This is a genomic window from Dyadobacter diqingensis (genome assembly GCF_024220585.1).
Taxonomy (GTDB): domain Bacteria; phylum Bacteroidota; class Bacteroidia; order Cytophagales; family Spirosomataceae; genus Dyadobacter; species Dyadobacter diqingensis.
The window spans coordinates 109,193-129,318 of sequence record NZ_JAMXKF010000013.1; the positions used below are offsets into that span (position 1 = coordinate 109,193).

Consider the following 20,126-nt stretch of genomic DNA (forward strand, 5'->3'; position numbering starts at 1 on the left):
TTTATTTTGTGATGTATGTATTATGTAGTGAATTATATGGAATATTTAATAAAATGGCAAATTATAATACATAGTTTAACGTTTACTCATTAAATGTCTCAGATTGTGTATTCTGTAAGAAAAGAAAAAGGCCACAAACACAGGCTTTTAGCGGTGATGTGACCTTTTGGACAAAGTATAAAACAGGAATATCGGTAAAGATATTTATAATAAAACAAGGAGATTAAAGCAGCTTCTTGAAAAAATCGCGGTGGTATTCACGGGGCGATTTGCCAATGGTTTTCTTGAAGACACGATTAAAATTGGTAACATTATCAAATCCTGTCTGATAAGACACATCAGAAAAGCTGTCGAACTTACCTGAAACGACAATCTTGCAGGCTTCATTTACGCGGACTTCATTGAGGAAACTGACAAACGTTTTATCAGTATGTTTTTTAAAATAGCGGCAAAAAGCCTGTGGCGTCAGATTGGCTACCGAGGCGATTTCCGTTAATGTGATGTGATTTTTGTAATTGCCCACAACGTACTGGAAAATCTGGTCCATCCGGATCCCTTCCACATCAGAAATAATCTGTTCGTTATTATTTGTAGATAAGGGTTTGACGTTTTTAAGTGTTGAAAACGAATGCAGTAAATGGATAAATGAAGCAATCCGTAAGCTATCCGCACTGCTCATGATCTCCGTCATAATCTTTTTGATCATGTCATAAGAGCTTTCAGGAAGCTGCAAACCGTTATGTACTCCCTCGACAAATTTTCGGATAACACCCATTTCTGGCAGCCGTAAGATGTTCTGAAAAAGGTGGTCAGGATTAAAGAAAAAAGAAATTTCGTGAACGTCCTTATTCTGCTCCGGATCGTAATAAACCTCGTCACTTTTAAAAACATGTGATTGGTTTGCGCCGATAATGTAAACATCCCCCGCTTTGAAACGCTGCATGTAATTCCCAGCAATGAGCATACCTTCACCTTCCTTGATCCAGGTAATCTGAATTTCAGGGTGCCTGTGCAGGTGATTGTAAAAATGTGGAATAATATTATCCTGAACCACAATGGTACTTTCTTTTGCAACGGGAATGGTGAACTGTACTACTTTCATGCAGGTGGGATTATCTCGGTGTCGAAGGTAAATTTAGCAAATGGTCGGACATGGTTTTCTTAAAGACAGGTTTTTTATGTGAGAAGCAATGAAATGTCCTGTCACAAAATGTTTTATTTCAATTAAGGCTGATATGCCATTTCTGATGGTTGGGATACTACTTACTTTTTACACTTGGCCAGTTACTTGTGTCCCAGGTCAGCTCCTCAATCCGTAGTTTAGAACGTCCCTTGTCGCTGGCATCGTATCCGTGGAAAATCAAAAAATCTTTCCCGTCAAAAGTGCAGACAGCGTTATGTCCAACCCCATACCATTGGGTATCACCTTCCAAAATCAGCGAACCGCCACCTTTTGTCATGGGTTTCTGATCCTTGTCCAGATAGGGGCCGGTGAGTTGTTCCGAACGTCCCACACGCATTTTGTAAGTACTTTTTTCTGCTTTACAACAATAATCATACGATGCGAAAAGGTAATAGTAATTTCCTTTTTTGAAGATAAAGGGTGCTTCAATGGCTTTGTTCGTAGCGGCTGGTTCATCGCCCGGCTGATGCTGGGGAGCACTGGCGATGGTGTACCAGCGCTGCGGATACTGAGCAATTTCCTGTGCGTTATCCGATAATTTTACCAGTTTCAGTCCATTCCAGAACGAACCGAAAGTGAGCCAGGGCTGCTGATTTTCATCCAGGACCAGGTTTGGGTCAATGGCATTCCATTCATCTCTTCCCGGCACGGATTCAATAATTTTGCCATGATCTGTCCATTGATAATCAGGACTTGCGGGGTGTAAGGTCTTATTGGTCGCCAGTCCGATACAGGACCGGTTTTTTCCAAACGTTGAAATTGAATAATAGAGATGGTATAACCCGTTAAAATAGAAAATATCGGGAGCCCAGATGTGCCCCTTAAATCCCGGAACAGCCTGAACCGCCCAAGCGGGCGGAGCACTGAATACCGGTTTTTCCTTTTTCCAGTTTTTCATGTCTTTGGAAGACCAGCAACTGATTCCATTTCCGGTGGCAAAAAGGTAGTAAATCCCGTCTTGCCGTGTCATGACGGGATCATGTACAGGAATGTCCTGTTGCAAGGAATCCTGAGCACCGCAAATACCGGCGCTCAGGATCAGCATGAAGAAAAAAGCGATATGCTTTTTCATATTTTATTTCAATTGGATTTTTTGCGGTGCTCCGAAAAGCATCTCTCCTACACCGGCCGTTTTTACACCCAGTCTGACAAAGACATATTCCCGGCTCGCGAGGGCTGCTGAAAGCGGAGCAGTGAGTGTAACAGGTTTCGTCAGGTCCGTCAGGTCTGCTGCTATCTTTTGCACATTTCCTGCATTGTTGTTTGCGTCAACAATGGTGGTGGTGCCTACATATAAATTTACCCGTTCAATCTGGCGGGAAGTATTCACCTGCTGCAAATTGAAGGTAGCCGAAACTGCCTTTTCTCCTTTTTGATAGGTATCATTTTTGAAAACAAAATAGGGGGTTACAGGGACGTCCAGTTCCATGGATCCTTTAAGCTGGATATCGATTGAGTCGGAATTGTCGATCCATGGCCCGTTTCCTCTGAGTCTTACCAGTTTGTAATTTCCGTCAAAAAGACTTGCAGAAAAAGTACCGTCCTGTTGAATGTAAACCGGGATTTTGGTAAATAACTGATAACCATGCTGCCACAATTCCAGCTGTACACCATTGGATCTTAGTCCGATAATCTGCCCGTCGTGGACAATTCGACCTTTCAAAACGGATTTGGGCTGCTGATAGTTGTCTTTTTCGCAGCCGGTTAGCATGACCCAGCTGGCCAGTACTAAAAAAGCTAATATTTTAGTTTTCATATCGTATCAATGGAATGGATTACGGACGATTTTTGGATTGTTGTCGATAACGGACTGGGCGATGGCAGAATAATAATTTCCCATCTGGAAGAACCGTGGTGCGCGGAAACGCGGTGCGACGATCTTGTCAAAAACATATTTGCCATGCGTTGCATGTCCGGGACGCACGACGCGGTATGGATATAATGCGTAAATCATCGCATCAGGATTTGATGCGTTTCCATTCCATACTTCATGGGCGATTCTCCATCTTTTCAAATCCCAAACGCGGTGATCTTCAAAAGCCAGCTCAACACGGCGTTCGTTCTGAAGTTTTTCCAGCGTGAGGGTTTTCAGGCTGCTTACACCGAAACCTGCTCTTTCACGTACAACATTCACGTATTTTATCGCATCGGCCGTTTTTCCAAGTTCCAGGGCTGCTTCACTGGCGTTCAAATAAATTTCACCCAAACGGAAGCGTACCCACCACATATCACTGCGGATACCACGCGTACTGGACATAGCAGTCTGATCGACGTATTTTCTTAGATAAAAACCAGAGTTGGTTACTTCCGTCTGAGAACGCTGAGGGCCGGATGAACCGGTTAACAAACCACCGTCGTCATAAGTTGAGCCAAGGGTATTGGATTCAACATTCTGGAAACTGTTGGTGGTTGCATTCCATAATTTCACACCAGCCTGAATTTGCACAGGCGTTCCTCTGAATGATGTTCCCGGATAAATAATGGTGCCGTAAAGACGGGCGTCTTTGTTCGCAAAAATATCCTGTGGGTTGTCATAATAAACGTAATCAGAACCACCAGTATTTTTTGTACGAAGTTCGCCGGAAGTTCCGTCCAGATATTCATAATCTTCTACCAGATTTAAAGAAGGCGTGATAGACGACGACGAAAGGTTATCTTCTCGCACGTTCCGGGCAATATTATCATAGGTAAAACCGTGTCTTTTGTCCTTGCTTACGAGGAAATCCTGCGCAAGAATGATTTCCTGATTCGCCGATTTTTTCGTGATCGCGTCATAGAAGTTTTCACCCAGATTTGGGTTTGTTTTATAAAGCCGGTAGTTGCCGCTGTTGATAACTTCTTCCGATGCGGCCAGGGCTTTTGCATAGTAGTCGTTCGCGCGTGCCGCTGGAATTCCAACTTCGCCACCCGGTGTTGAGATCGGTGAAGCCATTTTTCCGTTGTATTTTGCGATAGATGCAGCATAAAGCATCGCACGGCTTTTCAGTGCCATCGCCGTAAATTTATTGGCGCGGGTGTTGCTTCCTGCATTTCCCAATAGTTCTTTGACTGCATCCAATTCAGCGCCGATGAAGTCATATACTTCTTCTTCCTTGTTGCGTGGCTGCTGTAAATACGACGGATCTCCGTTAAAATCATAGATCAATTGTTTGGTCACGATTGGTACACCGCCCATTCTTTTCACAAGATCGAAGTAGACAAATGCTCTCACAAAACGAAGTTCGGCTGAAAACTGGCTTTTTTGCGTAGCAGATAGCGATGTGCCAAATTTCTCAATATTTTCGATCGCAAGGTTTATGTCACGGACCAGGCCATAATCCCAGTACTGCCAGAGAGAGAACTGGTATGAGACAATGTTGTTTCTCGCGTCATCATTATTCGACCACATGGCTTCATCGTAGTTGGCAAAGTCAGCCCAACCGGTTGTCAGGGAAGTGTGGGCCGGTAAGCGATCGTAATAGTTTGCGAGCAAACCCGTGATCATTTTCGGATCGTTCCAGACCTGTTCTTCCAGAATTAGGTTCTGCGGCTGTCTGTCCAGCCAGTTCTCTGCACATCCCGAAAGGAATAACAGCACAAGAACAAAAAGGATATGTTTTGATAATCGTTGCATAGGAATTCAGATTAAAAGGTAAGATTGAAACCGATATTCAACAGGCGCTGCTGTGGGTATACCAAAGCATTTCCCGAGGAAATTTCCGGGTCGATTTCATATTTCTTCACGTTGTCGATGGAGAACAAATTGGTCGCATTCACATAAACCCGAAGCGCTGACAATCCGATTTTTTTGGAAAGTTTCGGATCAAAATTGTAGCCAAGTTCGATGTTACGAAGACGGATATAACGTACGTTGGTGATCCAGAAATCACTTTTACGGAAATTGACGTGGCTCGTGTTATCTTTTCTCAGAGCAGGGTAAGTTCCGGAAATCCATTTGCTGTTCGGATCGAACGGATCTTCACGATGCCAGCGGTCTTCCAACATAAAGTGTGGTGAGGTTCCGTTGTTCTGATATGGGATTTTCAACTCCCAGTTACGCTGGAAACTCTGCAATGAAGCGCCTGCAAAATCGAAAAACAGCGAAAAGCCTTTGTAAGCCAAACTTCCGTTGAAGGCAAAACTCATATAAGGGTTTGCACCTTCTGCAAAACCGATCGGTCTTTCATCCAAATTGTTGATAACTCCGTCACCGTTGATATCCTTGTAAATAAAGTCACCAGGCAATTGTGTTCTGTTACCTTGTCCGTCGTTATCGATTTTATGGTTTTCAATTTGTTGCTGCGACTGGAACTGGCCTTCAACCTGATATCCCCAGTTGATATTTCCCCAACGGTCAACAAAGGAATCGCGGTATTCGTTGTAAGAGTTTCCGAAACGCGGTTTGTAAAAATCAAGATCCTTACGACGTGATAAAGTAGCGTTGGCGCTGAAAGTGTAATCAACCTGACCAACCGAGCTTTTATAAGTCAATACGGCTTCGATACCTTTGTTCACATCCGAGTTCAGGTTTTCGTTAGGTAAGGAATAACCCACCTCGGAAGGAAGTAAAACGTCATAACGGGCGGCAGGCAGTCCCTCGCGTTTACGTTGGAAAAGATCGACCTGTCCGGTAAGTTTTCCGCCAATTAAGCCGAAATCAATACCGATGTTAGTCGAAACGTTTGTGATCCAGGATAACGTTGTAACGGGTAATCCACGTGGACGAACACCAATGTTGTAGGTTCCGTTAAAAATCGCGCTTCCCTGTAAGAAATTATATCCAGACAAATAACTGAACGGGTCGACAACAAAAGGATCGTTAGGCAGGTGCGTCAGGCGGTCGCTACCGGTGCGGCCATAAGAAGCTCTGATTTTTAAGTTACTGAAAACATTTTCCAGTTTTCCTTTGAAGAAATCTTCCTCAGAAATACGCCATCCGGCAGATACACCCGGGAAAAATCCGAAACGTTTTCCGGGTGCATATAAAAACGAACCATCATAACGGCCAACAGCTTCCACCAGGTATTTTTGTTTGAACGCGTAGTTAACACGGCCAATGTATCCTGCACGGGCCTCCGTGTTCCATTCGTCCAAAAGATAATCCTGATTGGCAAATGACATCAGCGGGATGTAGTTGTTGGGCGGAACGGTATGCACAATCATGTAGTTGTTGACGTTATCCGACTGCTCATAGGCTGCCACTGCGGAGATATCATGATTGCCAAACTGCTTGTTGTAACTCAACTGAAACTGGGCAAAACGGTCAACAATATTACGCTTACGACGTTCTCTCCAGGGATTTTGGTTACCGCCTCCCACAACGACATCGTAGGTGTCTTTTTCAGTATTGTATTTATACGCGTCGTAAGTATATTCAAAACCGTCAAAATCGAAATTGGTGAAGCCATAAGAATAGGTTCCTTTTGCTTTCAGACCAAAATCAAAGTCATATTCCGCATAAAAATTACCTTTGACAACGCGGGTCAGTTCATCGATGTATCCGGTAATATCCTTTTTGTAAGTAGCCGGATTGACGTTCACATTATGCGTTTGGTTGATGTATTTCGGATTATCGTTTGCATAGGGGCGTTCGGTAGGCCACATGGTGAAAATACTCAGGAAAGGATTGAAGTAATCGTCCAGACCGGGTACACCCACCTGAAAACGTTTCTCAATCCGCCCGCTGATCTGGGAGCCTACTTTCAACCTTTTAGTAACGTGAGATTCAATGTTGGCCTGGATATTGGTTCGTTTAAAGTTATAATCTTTGATTAAAGCATCCTGGTTCAAATGTCCAAAGGAAAGATAGTAGCTGATTTTTTCTGTTCCTCCCGATACGTTTGCGCTGCCGTAATACTGTGGCACATTCGGGCGCATCACCATTTTGTAATAGTCAAAACTCTGATATCCCTTTTCGGTTCCGGCTTTCCATTTCGCAAGTTCTTCCGGTGTGATGGAAGGCGTACGCCCCTGGTTCACGTCAGATTCGACAAGGCCCCGCATGTGCTGGTAGGCATTGGCCGGTTTGGGATAACGCGTAAAATTCTGCAAACCATAGTAACCGGAAAGGCTGATCTTGGCCGGTCCGTCACCTGCTTTTCCTCTTTTTGTCGTAACCAGAATAACCCCGTTGGCAGCACGTAATCCATAAATAGCTGCCGAGGCATCTTTCAGGATGGAAATGCTCTCGATATCATTTTGGCCAAGGTTGTTAAAGTTGGCAGCATCCGATGGGATCCCGTCAATGACATAAAGCGGTGTTCCCATGTTCCGGATCTGGATGGAAGTTGAATTCCCCGGGCGTGCATCTGCTTTACGAGCCGTTATACCCTGAACTCTGCCAACAAGTGCATCGGAGGTACCGATGGATGGAGTCCTGACCAAATCTTTTGCCTGAATATTACTAACGGCACCGGTTACGGTCGCGGCGGACTGGGTGCCATAACCTACTACAATTACCTCGCGCAACTCCTCATTGCTTGGCAAGAGGATAACGTTGACGGAAGTCTGGTTACCGATGGCGACGTCTTGGGAGGTATAACCGATGAACGAAAATGTCAGTGTTTGTGCATCGTTGGCTACGTTAAGAGAAAATGTTCCGTCGGCACTGGTGCTTGTTCCTACCTGAGTACCTTTTACAATAATACTGACGCCGGGTAACGGATTACTGTTTTCATCAATGACCTTTCCTGAAATTGTTTTTTCGAGGTAATTTTTAGAAGCATAAGCGATGGAGCTTTTGTGTAATAAATCGGTATGTCTGCGCGCCAGCGTTTCCTGCGGGCACAGACAGGCGGCAGCTAATAAAACGCCAAGGGTTTTGGAAATACCCCATTCCGGATATCCGTTACGTTTTTCCATTGTGTAAAAATTAAATTAGAGATGAGATAGTAAGCAGTGTTCTTGTTGATATTTATTTGTATTGATCAAATAAATATTGTTATAATCATATTTAAAATCGGCAGTACTTTTCCCATTACAATATCCCGACGGAATGTTGTTCTGAGGCTTTCTTAGTACGTTTCTAGGGTGTGAATGAGATTCGCTTTTGGAACGTTAATGTATAAACGTCATTTGCGTTGCTGGTTTATGATATTTTCATAGGCAATTAGCGTTGATGTGAAATTATGATCGTAAATCTGTTCCAGATGCTATGTAAAAAAGGCCGTTGCCGTTGAGCAACGGCCTTTTGAATGTTATTCTTTTACTACTTTCATAACTCCCGTCATCAAACGCCAGTGACCTGGGAATGTGCAGACGTAAGGATAATCACCCACTTCTTTCGGTACCACGAATTTCAAACGATACGTTTGTTCAGGGTTAACCAGTGGTGTCGCCGCAATGATCTGCGGGATATTGGGTACGTAATTTTTCTCAGCACCATCTTTTGCTGTGATCATTTTATCAGCAGCAGCACCGATAATGGCTGTGGTTTTTGGTTTTCCAACCACAATGTTGTGCTGCATGGCATCAGGATTTTCAAAAATAATTTCAACTGTTTTTCCTGCCACCGCTGTAAATTCTGTAACGCTGAATTTCATCTCCTCACGGATCGCTTTGATGCGAACGATCTGAACATTAGGATCCGAAGCAACCTCGTCCTTAATGCCATAAGATTCCATTAATGTCGTGAACTTCGCACTCAGGTCATCCTGAATATTACCTTTTACCGATGCCAGTAAAGTACGGTCTGCATCCGTAGCCGTTTCTTTGCGTTTAGGGTTCCAGGCACCAAGTACACCTTTCAAGACAGCATTTCTGCCTTGTGGATCAAGAGATTCCGCTGTTTTGATCAGTTCAATAACCTCGTTACCAGAAGCATAAGATGTAAACCCGCGCGTGGCCCTTTCCAACGCAAAGTCTGATAAACGATCAAGACGTTTTACTTCAAATGATTTGCTTAACGTGTTGTTTTTGTTCTCGTCTTTTTCAGGAACCACGTTATCCACATCTACTGTCGCGGTTACGGTTACCTTTCCGGCTTCATCGGAAGTAAATCCGAATGTGCTTCTCCATGGCCCGTTATTGCCTTCTGTCAGTTTAATGGTTTCGCCAGGAGCGATACCATTCGTAAGCTGACGGCTAACATAATTGCTGTTCAAAGAACGGCTTCTGATCCCTACGTTGACAACCGGAACAAGTTCTTTTGGAACGGCAACGCTTCCCTGGTTTGTAATTTCAATAACCACCTTGGCATATTCACGTACATAAGGCGTGGCCGGCTCGATGGAGATATTGGTGATCGCAAGTTCCGCAGAACCCTGAACTGTTACTTTGCTGGCGGTGTGGTTATCATGGTTCATCGATGAATGATCCATGGCCGCTTTTTTAGAATTGTCGCCAGTCGCTTTTTGAGAACCCGCTTTATTTACACGGTCAGCCAGATATTTCTTACGAAGTTTGCCATCATGTGCATTCAGAATAGCAGCGAAGGCATCCGGCATCCAGCGGTCATCCGCTTGTGCATAAGTATCTAAAAGTCCTAAAACAGCTGTTTCAACTTCCGGCGTCAATGGAATTTCACTGAAAGCCAATAGGGCGTTTAATATCACCAACGGTTCTTTATCGTGTAGTGCATCAACAGCAAGTAATGTTTTGGCTGTTGCAGCGTTGCGTGGTAATACCTGAACCGCTGTTTTACGCACTGCATTACTTGGATGTTTCAAAGCAGCCGTTACAGCCGCCAGAACTTGTGGATCTTCAATCGCATTAAGTCCTTGCAGTGTCCACAAAGCATGAATGGCAGGCGTGTTCAGTCCAACTTCGTCAACCGATTTGTCGTTTACCAAGGCGATCAACTGAGGAACGACATCCTTTTGTCCACGTTCAACCAATAATCTTTGTGCATGGCGTCTCCATAACATATTGGTATTTTTCAAAGTAGCCACCAATTCTTCCGGACGACTTTTGCTTAAAGAAACCGGCGTATAAGCAGGTGCTTTTTTGTAGGCAATACGGTATAAACGGCCATGCGTAAAATCTCTCAAAGGCGTTTCGTAAGCATTACCGGCACCGTTGTCAGATCCTTTTGGTGTAGGGTTATGCTGGATGATGTAGCTATACCAGTCGGCAACCCAAACGGCTCCGTCCGGACCTACTTCTGCAAACACAGGAGCAACCCATTCATCAGCTCCGGCAAGAAGGTTGAAGCCAAGGTTATCCTCATAATCTGTACCTTTTTTCGCCATGAAATTCTGGTGCAGAATATGTCCTGTCGGTTCAGAAACGAAGGCAACATTATTCCAGTATTTCTTAGGGAATGCACGGGCAGTGTAAAAATTGTGTCCCGCAGCAGCAGTAAAGCCGCCAAATACGTCAACCTGACGAACTTTTGGGGTGATCGGCTGCATATCTTTATGTGTATCGGTGCTGCGGCTTCCGTTATCCACTTTGCTCGCTCCGAAATAACGGTTTGGAATGGCACTGTACCATCCGTGCGAGTTATTGGCGGTAGAACCAAACAAATCACCTGCTTCGTTGAAACCTAATCCCCAGGTATTGTTGGATGTTTTTGCAACCACTTCCATATCCGAACCGTCTGGTTTGAAACGGAAAAGAGCCTGCCCGAAATCAAGCTGCTCGCTTTTGCCAACCTTTCCTTTGAATCCTGAATAACCTACCGATCCATAAACCCAGTTATCAAACCCATAATGCAGGTTGGATGGTCCTGCATGCGTGTCTCCCGTTCCAAAACCGCTGAAAAGGACTTTCTTCACGTCAGCTTTGTCGTCACCATTGGTATCCTGAAGGAACAACATATGGGGTGCCTGAGAAACGATCAAACCGCCATTGGCAAATACAAGGCCGGTCGGGATACTCAAATCATCCGAAAACTTAGTGAATTTATCCGCTTTTCCATCTTTATCCGTGTCTTCGCAGATCAGAATATAGTCACTGCCGCCGGTATCCTTTCTTTCGTTCGGATAATCTTTGGTGATCAACACGAATAATCTGCCGCGCTCATCCCATGTCATTGCGATCGGGTGCATTACGTCAGGCTCATGTGCAAAGACATCCAGCGTGAAATCAACAGGAATCTGGATATGTTTTACCGACTCCTCAGGAGAAAGCGGCAATTGCTGGAGTTGCGGGCCAGGGCGTTGCTCATAGTTTGGAAGTTTAGCCTCTCTGTATTCAAAAGGTTTCGGTGCCAAAGCCGCGAAAGCCTTCCTGGTGTCGTCGTTTACAGCCCAAAGAATTCCTTTTTCGATCAGGTCATGAAAGCCTGGAAGTGCCCAGGTGCGTTCGTCATGTCCATAAGCGGTGTAAAAAACACGTCCTTTTCCGTGGGTACGAACCCAGGTATAAGGCTCTTTCTCTACGCCCGGCTTATCTTTCGCCTGATCTTTCTGGATAATACGTTCAGTAAGAACGATATTGTCGGGTTGCAACAAGGTGTGTAAATACGTTTCGTCAACCGTTTTGAAAGGTTTTACACCCGCAATCGCAGGATGATCCGGTTTAGTCCAGACAGGCTGGATGGTATCCCAGGTGTGTCTCCAGAACTGTCCGCCCATCAGTTTTACAACCTCAGGATTGTTGCGGAAACAGTAGGAAGCACAGTGTACCGGAATAAATCCTTTTCCGCTGGCTACATAGTCAAGTAATGCTTTTGCCTGCTGAGGCGCAATGGAGTCCCAGTTTGCATAAAGCATTAACGCATCGTATTTGTTCAGTGTTTCAGGATTAAGGTCATTCAAATCATCCGTGTAGGTGAAATTGATGCCCTTCGGTCCCAAAGCAGCCATAATCTGAGGTGCACGCTCGGCGGACTTATGATGTCCGTGATCTCCAAGGAAAAGCACCTCAATCCTGCGGCCTTTGACGGCCTCGGTTTTACTCACAGCATTTTGTGAGGATTGGTGAACGGCACACCCCAAAAGGATAATGCCAAGTAAAAAGGATAAGGCTTTGGTTTTCATTTAGTTATTTAAAATTGTTTGTAAGCTTTTAAATATTATGGTGTCCGGTACCTTGTTTTCGGTGCCAGGCACCCTAATATTTGGAACACCAAAAATCAATATTTTACGCGTTCTTAAAATCAGGCAGCTGAATCAAAGCGCCGCCTTGCAAAGCAGATTCGTGAGCCAAAATCCCGACGCTTGTCCAGTTTGCCGACTGCCATGCATTCGGGAAAGGATCGCGTCCTTCAACCAAAGCCGTAAGGAATTCGTGGGCCAAATGCGGGTGAGAGCCTCCGTGGCCGCCACCTTGTACGAATGACAAGTGCGAGTTATCATCCAGGTCATAAACACCGTGACCTGTAAATTGCTGGATTTCTTCTGGCAACAAATGCGCGTAATCCGGTGTTTTTACATGTTCAGCGATTTCATGCTCAGGTTTTTTAGCCGTGTGGATCACCGGATCTTCGCCTTCGATCAATGGCCATTCAAAAGATTTTTTACTTCCGTACACCTCAAAACTTTCACGATACTGGCGTGCCACGTCGAAAAGAGAACGATATACATAAGCTGACAAGTCGCTGTCTTTGAATTTGATATGTGCAGACTCAACCGCGAACGGCGAGTTATGGATTTTAGCAAGGTCTTCACTGATGGTACCGGATCCGAAACAAGAAACATATTCTGCTTCCAGTTTAAGCAAACCTGCCACAGGTCCTACGCAGTGCGTTGCATAGTGCATCGGAGGCAAACCTGGCCAGTAGTCAGGCCATCCTTCCATATCCTGCTGGTGACTTGCTTTCAGGAACTGTACTTTTCCAAGTTCTCCTTTTTCGTAAAGTTCTTTCACAAACAGGAATTCACGTGCATAAACCACGGTTTCCATCATCATGTACTTTTTGCCGGTTTCTTTACAAGCCTTCACAATTTCCAGACAATCCTCAACGCTGGTAGCCATGGGAACCGTACAAGCTACGTGTTTACCGGCGCGTAGTGCTTTCAAAGTCTGTTCCGCGTGATTTGGGATAGGCGAGTTGATGTGAACCGCATCTACTTTTGGGTCATTCAAAAGGTCGTCGTAACTTGTGTAACGAACATCGATACCATATTGATCGCCCACAGCGTTTAATTTTGACTCTGTACGCTGACAAATCGCATACATATTCGCATTGGGGTGACGCTGATAGATAGGGATAAATTCAGCTCCGAAGCCGAGACCAACAATAGCAATGTTAATTTTTTGTGACATATTAAAGTAAAGGATTAAAGATTCGGATTGTAAGCTTTTATGGTTTTAAATACTGAGCGTTTGCATGAAGTTTTGATGCGTTTTGCGCTACAACTCGCGTTGCAAATTGTATTATGCTGGGCTCTTTTATTAACAATACAATTTTACAGCAAAATAATGCTAAAAACTTTACGTCTTTTGATTAGTACTGGCTGTATTTTGACTTGTTTTTGTATGTCTGTCTCCTTTTTGGCAAAATAAAGCTATAAGAGAATGTCGGACTCAGTATTATTTTAAATAAATTTAGTAACTTATAAAGTATGATCAGACCGGCTAAACCCGAGGATGCGGCCGCTGTGGCGCCCTTGATGATTCTGGCAATGGGGCATATTGCAGGCATATTTGCACGATCGGAAAACCATGAAGATGCCATTCCGTTTTTTGATGCATTTTTCAGACAGGATAACAATCAGTATAGTTATGTTAACACGCTGGTATTCGAAAATGAAGCCGGCGTTGTGGGTTCTGTAACGGGTTACGACGGGAAGCTACTTCGCTCATTACGGCAGCCGATCCTGGATGAACTGCATAAATCAGACCCTGATTTTTCACCCAATGATGAAACGGAAGCCGGTGAATATTATCTGGATTGTGTCAATGTTCATGCAAATCATCAGGGAAAGGGAATTGGGAAATTGCTGATCAATGCTTTTTGTGCACATGCCCGTCAACTCGGTTACCACCGCGTAGGTTTGATCGTAGATTTAGAGAATCCCGCTGCCAAAAGACTTTATGAAAATTTGGGATTCGCGGCGGCAGGCGAGAAAGATTTCATGGGGCATCAGTATTATCACATGGTCAGGGAAATGAATTGATGATTATTTTAGTCAGCTAAATAGATTTAGCTTCGTTTTTGATACTGCATTTCAAAAACAGTAACTTGTGTCTTCCTAAACCTCATAAAAGTTTTTTTGAATGAAACCTCGTCTTATTTCTCTGGATGTCCTTCGCGGACTCACCATTATTCTCATGACGATCGTCAATAATCCCGGAGATTGGGGGCATGTGTATTCGCCGCTGTTACATGCGGAGTGGCACGGTTGCACGCCGACGGATCTGGTATTTCCTACTTTCCTTTTTATTGTCGGTGTTTCGGTGGTGCTGGCTACTCCTGGTAAAAATCTGAATATTCATACACTGCAAAAGATTATAACCCGAACGTTAAGGATTTTCTGCCTTGGTCTGTTTTTAAGTTTTTTCTCAAAAATCAATGCTTTTGGGTTGGAAGGTTTACCGCTTCTCGGCATCAGGCTGACCATCACAGCCGTTGTGGTCGTGGCCTTGTTCAGTGACTATGACCGGAAACTTCAATTTTATGCAGCTGTTATTGCTTTTCTGACGATGATGATTCTTGCATTCGGAGGTTTTGCTGATTATGAAACGGTACGTATTCCGGGTGTTTTGCAGCGCATTGCCATTGTTTACCTGATCGTGTCCTTATTATATCTGAAAACGACCTGGAAAACACAGGCGATTATCGGTGTTGTGGTGTTGTTGGCATATTGGGCTTTGATGACGTTAATTCCTGTTCCCGGCATTGGGACGCCAAATTTTGAAAAAGGTACTAATCTGGCGGCCTGGCTGGATAACTACCTGCTCCCGGGACATTTGTGGGCTACTTCCGAGACCTGGGATCCGGAAGGAATTCTCAGTACGCTTCCGGCGATTGGAACGGGTATTGCCGGACTTTTGGTCGGGACTTTGTTGACAAACTCTTTTTCCAAGGACAAAAAAGCATCGTATCTGTTGATCGCAGCCGTGTCCGCTATCGTTGTCGGGCAGCTTTGGAATATTGTTTTTCCTATCAATAAGGCGCTTTGGACGAGTTCCTATGTGTTGTACGCGGCAGGACTCGCCTCGCTTTGCCTGGTTGTTCTGTATTACCTGATCGATGTTTTGGGGATTTCCGGCTGGACGAAATTTTTTGTCATTTTTGGTGTAAACCCGATGGTGGTTTTTTTCTTCTCCGGGATTATTCCGCGGGTTCTGAGCAGCATTAAAGTGGGGCATCCCGCTGATCCGGGGAATGAACCGATCGGTTTACAGGCTTATTTTTATGAGTTTCAGTTATCTCCGCTTTTTTCGGACCCGATTAATGCCTCACTCGCTTATGCGCTCCTATACCTTACCCTGTGGTTTGTGATTTTGTATATTCTTTACAGGAATAAACTGGTGTTTAAGGTTTAGAAAATAGTGTCCGTATTTTTTACCTAAATTGCTTCTTTAAAATTTTTTAAGAATTCAGAGTACGATTAATTTCAGAATGATAGAACGTAGAACATTTTTAAAAACAGGTGCACTGGCTGCGGCGGGAGCTGCTGTTGGCAACTGGTCATTTGCGATGGGAAGTGCGGCGGATTTTCCGGTAGTGAGAATTCCAGCAGATCAGCGCAGCTTCAAAAGCACCGCTGTGGAAGCGACCATAACGAGAATGAAAAAGGTGATCAAAGATCCTGAATTAGCCTGGTTGTTTGAAAACTGTTTCCCTAATACCATTGACACGACGGTACATTTTAAGCCTGTTGACGGAAAACCGGATACTTTTGTAATCACCGGCGATATTGACGCCATGTGGCTTCGCGACAGTTCTGCGCAGGTTTGGCCGTATCTGCCTTTGATGAAAGATGATTCCCAGCTCCAGGAAATGGTGGCGGGGCTTATCAACCGTCAAACCAAATGTATCCTGATTGATCCGTATGCCAACGCATTCTACGACAGGCCGAAGGAAAGCGAATGGACTACCGATAAAACCGAGATGAAGCCGATGCTGCACGAGCGGAAATGGGAGCTTGATTCGTTGTGTTATACGATCCGTCTGTCTTACAATTACTGGAAAACGACGGGTGATACCAAACCTTTTGATGCAGACTGGCTGAAAGCGGTGCAGTTGATTCTAAAAACCTGTAAAGAGCAGCAACGTAAGGAAAACCAGGGACCTTACAAATTTGGTCGTGTGACGGCATGGTCGACAGACACCGTTCCGGGTAACGGTTTTGGTAATCCGATCAAGCCAGTTGGGCTTATTGCAAGTACTTTCCGCCCTTCCGATGATGCGGCAGTTTATCCGTTTTTCATTCCGTCCAATTTCTTTGCCGTGGTTTCTTTCCGTGAAGTAGCAGAAATACTGGAAAAAGTTGCGAAGGAAACAAAACTGGCTTCTGAATTCAAGGCACTTGCGACGGAAGTGGAAAATGCTTTGAAAAAATATGCAGTATATCCACATCCGAAATTCAGCAAAATTTATGCCTTTGAAGTGGATGGATTTGGCAACTATTTGCTGATGGACGACGCCGGTATTCCGGGTTTGATCAGTATGCCTTATCTGAATACGGTTTCTACAAAAGATCCGATTTATGTTAACACACGTAAATTTGTTCTGAGTGACTCGAATCCGTATTATTTTAAAGGCAAAGCAGGGGAAGGCTTAGGGAGTCCGCATACGCTGATTGACCAGATCTGGCCTATGGGTATCATCGCGCGTGCCATCACTTCTACGGATGACAAGGAAATTGAAGCACAATTGAAGCTGCTTAAAAACACGCATAACAATACTGGTTTTATGCACGAATCGTTTGACAAAGACGATCAGTCAAAATTCACACGCAAATGGTTTGCATGGGTTAATACCTTGTTTGGAGAATTGATATTAAAACTTGAAAAAGAAAGGCCTCATTTGCTGGCGAAAGTGTATTAATTTTTTTCGAAAAGAGGTTGAAAAAATATTTGCCCGGATACGTCATCATGAAGTACCCGGGCAAAATGTTATAAATCGAAATCCTTAAAATACGACCGGTTTAGCGATCTGTGGATTTTCGATATTTGATTTGATGAATGACAGGCCGTCACGCATCAGCTGTTCCTCAGATTCAAACATTTTGCGCCAGATATTGGCCACTGGTAACTTCGGACTGAATGCCTCCATACTGATCCATCCATCGTATTTCAGGTCGCGGATCGCACCAAATATTCCATCCCAGTCGACATTTCCCTTGCCCGGTGTCGAGCGGTCATTTTCAGAAAGCTGGATGAAAGATATCCTGTCACCCATTTTTCGCATGGTATCTCCAATATTTTTTTCTTCAATATTAGCATGAAAAGTATCGAACATGATTTTGCAGTTTGGATGGTTAACGTCATCCACAAATCGGATCAGCTCGTCTCCGCAGCTTGTCAGGTAGAGCTCAAAACGGTTCAGATATTCAAGTCCGAGCGTAATATCGAGTGATTCTGCATAGTCAGCCAGTTCACGAATCGCATCCACGCCCCATTTCCATTCATCCGAAGTTGCCGGCTGCCCGGTGAAAACGCCCAAAGCAGAGTGGTATGGCCCCATTAATTTGGTCGCCCCTAAAACCAGAGAGCAATCCAGTGCACGTTTAAGGTGTTCCAAAGTGGATTTGCGCATGGCCGGATCCTGGCTGATCAAATGGTTGTCAGGCCCGCAAATGGTATCGGTTTCGCAGGATAACCCAATGTCGTCCAGTTTTTTACGAAATTTGAACCAGTGCTCAGGATTGGTATTGAATATGGGTACCTCTACGCCATCAAATCCTATTTCTTTAATCAGTTCGAGGGTTGGAAAAAGAGTATCGTCAATTTGATTTCCCCATAAGAGGAGATTCATGCTGTACTTCATGCGGTGTTATTTTTTTTAATACAATTTTACAACAACAAAATACTAAATACTTTCCGTCATTTGATTAGAACTGGCTGTATTTTGACTTTTGTTTAAATATGTTCATTAATTTTGGCAAAATTCAGATAAGTCAATATTCCTATGAAAGCGCCGATCCATAAAAATGTCGAGAGCCAGGTACGTTCTGTGACCGTGCATGAGTTAAGAGAATCCCATTTTGATCCAAACTGGCATTTTCACCCGCATTACCAGCTTTTTACTGTACTGGAAGGCACAGGTAAACGTCTGATCGGCGATTCCATTCAGACTTTTGAACCGGGAGATACCGTTTTTCTCGGGCCGGATATCCCGCATTTATGGCGCAGTGACCCGGCTTATTTTGGCGGTAGTCCAGAGCTTTTTACGCATGGCGTTGTGCTTTATTTTCAGGAGGATTTTTTAGGAAAAGATTTTTTTGAAAAGCCGGAAATGCTCCATCTGAAACAGCTTTTGATTGATTCTAAACGCGGCATTGAATACAAAGGTGTCATGCGCGACCATATCCGGGAGGAGCTTTTGGAGCTGAGAAATTCGGAAGGGTTTCACGGAATATTAAGATTGCTGACACTTTTGGACAAACTTGCCCACGGTACCGGCGGCTCACCGATTGCCAGTTATGGTTATGTCAATACCTACAAAGTTTCGGAGACGGAGCGTATGCAGAAGGTGCATAACTACGTTCTTCAGCATTTTGCACAGGAGATTCGGCTTGGTGATGTGGCATCGCTGGCCGGTATGAGTGAGGCCGCTTTCTGCCGTTATTTCAAAGCCCGTTCGAATAAAACTTTTATCGATTTTGTAAACGAAATACGCGTTGGGCATGCCTGCAAACTGCTTTTGGAAGATCAATGGACCATAGCTCAAATTGCTTATGACAGCGGTTTTGATTCGCTATCCAATTTTAACAGGAATTTTAAGCGATATATCGGGCATACGCCGCGGGAGTATAAGGGGAATTATGAGTGAGTGGAGTTTCATTTAGTTGTTGTTTGTTACAAAAAGTAGGATTTCACGTCAATAGGTTAAGCATGTGTTTTGGTCACGACACAATTACCTAAACTATACTGACATGGAATTAAATAAAAGTCTGATTCGGGAAATCAAACTGCTCATCCTGGAAAGTCGTGAATCAGCTATCCGCGCAGTTGATCATGCCAGGGTATTAATGTACTGGCACATCGGAAAACGTATTTTTGAAGAGGAACAGCAGGGGAGAAGTAGAGCGGAATATGGTACATACCTTTTAAAATCTTTGGCTAACGTACTCCAACCAGAATTTGGAAGTGGATTTTCAATCAGACAACTGGAAAGATATCGACAATTTTACAGACTTTTTCCAATTGCGTCCGCACTGCGGACACAATTCAGCTGGACTCATTACAAGTTGCTTTTACCCATTGAAAATGAGGACCGGAGAGAATATTATATTCTAGAGAGCGCAAAAAATACCTGGACATCCCGTCAACTTGAAAGACAAATAAATAGCCAGTTGTATGAAAGACTACTTTTAAGTAATGACAAAGAAAGTGTGCTTGCCGTAGCACGAGGTGAAAAGCAGCAATTTGAAGCAAAAGATATCATCAAAGATCCTATTGTTCTTGAATTTTTGGGATTAAAGCAGAAAGCTTCCTATTATGAAAAGGATCTGGAATCGACTTTGATAAGCCATTTGCAGGATTTTATGTTGGAATTGGGTAATGGATTTTCCTTTGTTGCCAGGCAAAAGAGGATTCATATCGACGGTGATGAGTTTTTTGTAGATCTTGTTTTTTACAATCGCCTGTTGCAATGTTTTGTTCTTTTCGAGATAAAGACCCATAAATTAACCCATCAGGATCTGGGACAGTTGCAGATGTATGTCAATTATTATGACCGGTTTGAAAAACAGGATTTTGAAAATCCGGCCATTGGCATTCTCTTGTGCACCGATAAAAATGACACTGTTGTTAAAATCTCACTTCCGGAGAATAACCAAACGATTCTGGCTAGCAAGTATCAGCTGTACTTGCCTTCTGAGGAGGTTTTATTGCGGGAGTTGAAAGAGGAAATGAACAAAATCAATACGACAGATTCAAAATAAAAGAAGCACCCCGTCAGGAA

Annotated in this window: 13 protein-coding genes; 5 read left to right on the forward strand and 8 right to left on the reverse strand. The window is 43.9% G+C overall.

Annotated features, from left to right (window positions below; all coding sequences use genetic code 11):
• Window positions 1-223 precede the first annotated feature (223 nt).
• The 7 genes from M1L62_RS26855 to M1L62_RS26885 form a co-directional block, all read right to left on the reverse strand.
• Window positions 224-1,102, reverse strand: coding sequence for an AraC family transcriptional regulator (locus tag M1L62_RS26855; RefSeq protein ID WP_254562747.1), 879 nt, complete (start codon window positions 1,100-1,102; stop codon window positions 224-226).
• A 157-nt stretch (window positions 1,103-1,259) separates the two neighbouring features.
• Window positions 1,260-2,255, reverse strand: a complete 996-nt coding sequence (locus M1L62_RS26860) for an arabinan endo-1,5-alpha-L-arabinosidase (RefSeq protein WP_254562748.1) — start codon at window positions 2,253-2,255, stop codon at window positions 1,260-1,262.
• Window positions 2,256-2,258: 3 nt separating this feature from the next.
• Window positions 2,259-2,939 (reverse strand): DUF3823 domain-containing protein, encoded by a 681-nt coding sequence (locus tag M1L62_RS26865; protein ID WP_254562749.1) that lies wholly within the window; start codon window positions 2,937-2,939, stop codon window positions 2,259-2,261.
• Between the two features lie 6 nt (window positions 2,940-2,945).
• A complete protein-coding gene (locus M1L62_RS26870) occupies window positions 2,946-4,796 on the reverse strand; it encodes a RagB/SusD family nutrient uptake outer membrane protein (RefSeq protein WP_254562750.1) in 1,851 nt (616 codons plus the stop codon).
• A gap of 11 nt (window positions 4,797-4,807) precedes the next feature.
• Window positions 4,808-8,023: a SusC/RagA family TonB-linked outer membrane protein gene (locus tag M1L62_RS26875; RefSeq protein ID WP_254562751.1), complete on the reverse strand. Its 3,216-nt coding sequence runs from the start codon at window positions 8,021-8,023 to the stop codon at window positions 4,808-4,810.
• A gap of 335 nt (window positions 8,024-8,358) precedes the next feature.
• Window positions 8,359-12,084, reverse strand: a complete 3,726-nt coding sequence (locus M1L62_RS26880) for a PVC-type heme-binding CxxCH protein (protein ID WP_254562752.1) — start codon at window positions 12,082-12,084, stop codon at window positions 8,359-8,361.
• 103 nt (window positions 12,085-12,187) lie between these two features.
• A complete protein-coding gene (locus tag M1L62_RS26885) occupies window positions 12,188-13,312 on the reverse strand; it encodes a Gfo/Idh/MocA family protein (RefSeq protein ID WP_254562753.1) in 1,125 nt (374 codons plus the stop codon).
• A 299-nt stretch (window positions 13,313-13,611) separates the two neighbouring features.
• Between M1L62_RS26885 and M1L62_RS26890 the strand changes: the two genes are divergently transcribed.
• The 3 genes from M1L62_RS26890 (at window position 13,612) to M1L62_RS26900 (ending at window position 17,045) form a co-directional block, all read left to right on the forward strand.
• A complete protein-coding gene (locus M1L62_RS26890) occupies window positions 13,612-14,166 on the forward strand; it encodes a GNAT family N-acetyltransferase (RefSeq protein ID WP_254562754.1) in 555 nt (184 codons plus the stop codon).
• Window positions 14,167-14,266: 100 nt separating this feature from the next.
• On the forward strand, window positions 14,267-15,538 hold the full coding sequence (locus M1L62_RS26895) for an acyltransferase family protein (protein WP_254562755.1): 1,272 nt from the start codon (window positions 14,267-14,269) through the stop codon (window positions 15,536-15,538).
• 76 nt (window positions 15,539-15,614) lie between these two features.
• Window positions 15,615-17,045, forward strand: a complete 1,431-nt coding sequence (locus M1L62_RS26900; RefSeq protein ID WP_254562756.1) for a glycoside hydrolase family 125 protein — start codon at window positions 15,615-15,617, stop codon at window positions 17,043-17,045.
• 84 nt (window positions 17,046-17,129) lie between these two features.
• Here M1L62_RS26900 and M1L62_RS26905 read toward each other — a convergent pair whose 3' ends face one another.
• Window positions 17,130-17,987, reverse strand: coding sequence for a sugar phosphate isomerase/epimerase family protein (locus M1L62_RS26905; RefSeq protein ID WP_254562757.1), 858 nt, complete (start codon window positions 17,985-17,987; stop codon window positions 17,130-17,132).
• Window positions 17,988-18,128: 141 nt separating this feature from the next.
• Between M1L62_RS26905 and M1L62_RS26910 the strand changes: the two genes are divergently transcribed.
• Together M1L62_RS26910 and M1L62_RS26915 are read left to right on the forward strand one after the other, a co-directional pair.
• A complete protein-coding gene (locus tag M1L62_RS26910; RefSeq protein ID WP_254562758.1) occupies window positions 18,129-18,992 on the forward strand; it encodes an AraC family transcriptional regulator in 864 nt (287 codons plus the stop codon).
• A 103-nt stretch (window positions 18,993-19,095) separates the two neighbouring features.
• A complete protein-coding gene (locus M1L62_RS26915; protein ID WP_254562759.1) occupies window positions 19,096-20,106 on the forward strand; it encodes a PDDEXK nuclease domain-containing protein in 1,011 nt (336 codons plus the stop codon).
• The last annotated feature ends 20 nt before the right edge of the window (window positions 20,107-20,126 follow it).

Bases quoted from the DNA above. Each gene is read 5' to 3' on its own strand.
- M1L62_RS26855 (WP_254562747.1), bottom strand. From the start codon at position 1,102: ATGAAAGTAGTACAGTTCACCATTCCCGTTGCAAAAGAAAGTACCATT.
- M1L62_RS26860 (WP_254562748.1), bottom strand. From the start codon at position 2,255: ATGAAAAAGCATATCGCTTTTTTCTTCATGCTGATCCTGAGCGCCGGT.
- M1L62_RS26865 (WP_254562749.1), bottom strand. From the start codon at position 2,939: ATGAAAACTAAAATATTAGCTTTTTTAGTACTGGCCAGCTGGGTCATG.
- M1L62_RS26870 (WP_254562750.1), bottom strand. From the start codon at position 4,796: ATGCAACGATTATCAAAACATATCCTTTTTGTTCTTGTGCTGTTATTC.
- M1L62_RS26875 (WP_254562751.1), bottom strand. From the start codon at position 8,023: ATGGAAAAACGTAACGGATATCCGGAATGGGGTATTTCCAAAACCCTT.
- M1L62_RS26880 (WP_254562752.1), bottom strand. From the start codon at position 12,084: ATGAAAACCAAAGCCTTATCCTTTTTACTTGGCATTATCCTTTTGGGG.
- M1L62_RS26885 (WP_254562753.1), bottom strand. From the start codon at position 13,312: ATGTCACAAAAAATTAACATTGCTATTGTTGGTCTCGGCTTCGGAGCT.
- M1L62_RS26890 (WP_254562754.1), top strand. From the start codon at position 13,612: ATGATCAGACCGGCTAAACCCGAGGATGCGGCCGCTGTGGCGCCCTTG.
- M1L62_RS26895 (WP_254562755.1), top strand. From the start codon at position 14,267: ATGAAACCTCGTCTTATTTCTCTGGATGTCCTTCGCGGACTCACCATT.
- M1L62_RS26900 (WP_254562756.1), top strand. From the start codon at position 15,615: ATGATAGAACGTAGAACATTTTTAAAAACAGGTGCACTGGCTGCGGCG.
- M1L62_RS26905 (WP_254562757.1), bottom strand. From the start codon at position 17,987: ATGAAGTACAGCATGAATCTCCTCTTATGGGGAAATCAAATTGACGAT.
- M1L62_RS26910 (WP_254562758.1), top strand. From the start codon at position 18,129: ATGAAAGCGCCGATCCATAAAAATGTCGAGAGCCAGGTACGTTCTGTG.
- M1L62_RS26915 (WP_254562759.1), top strand. From the start codon at position 19,096: ATGGAATTAAATAAAAGTCTGATTCGGGAAATCAAACTGCTCATCCTG.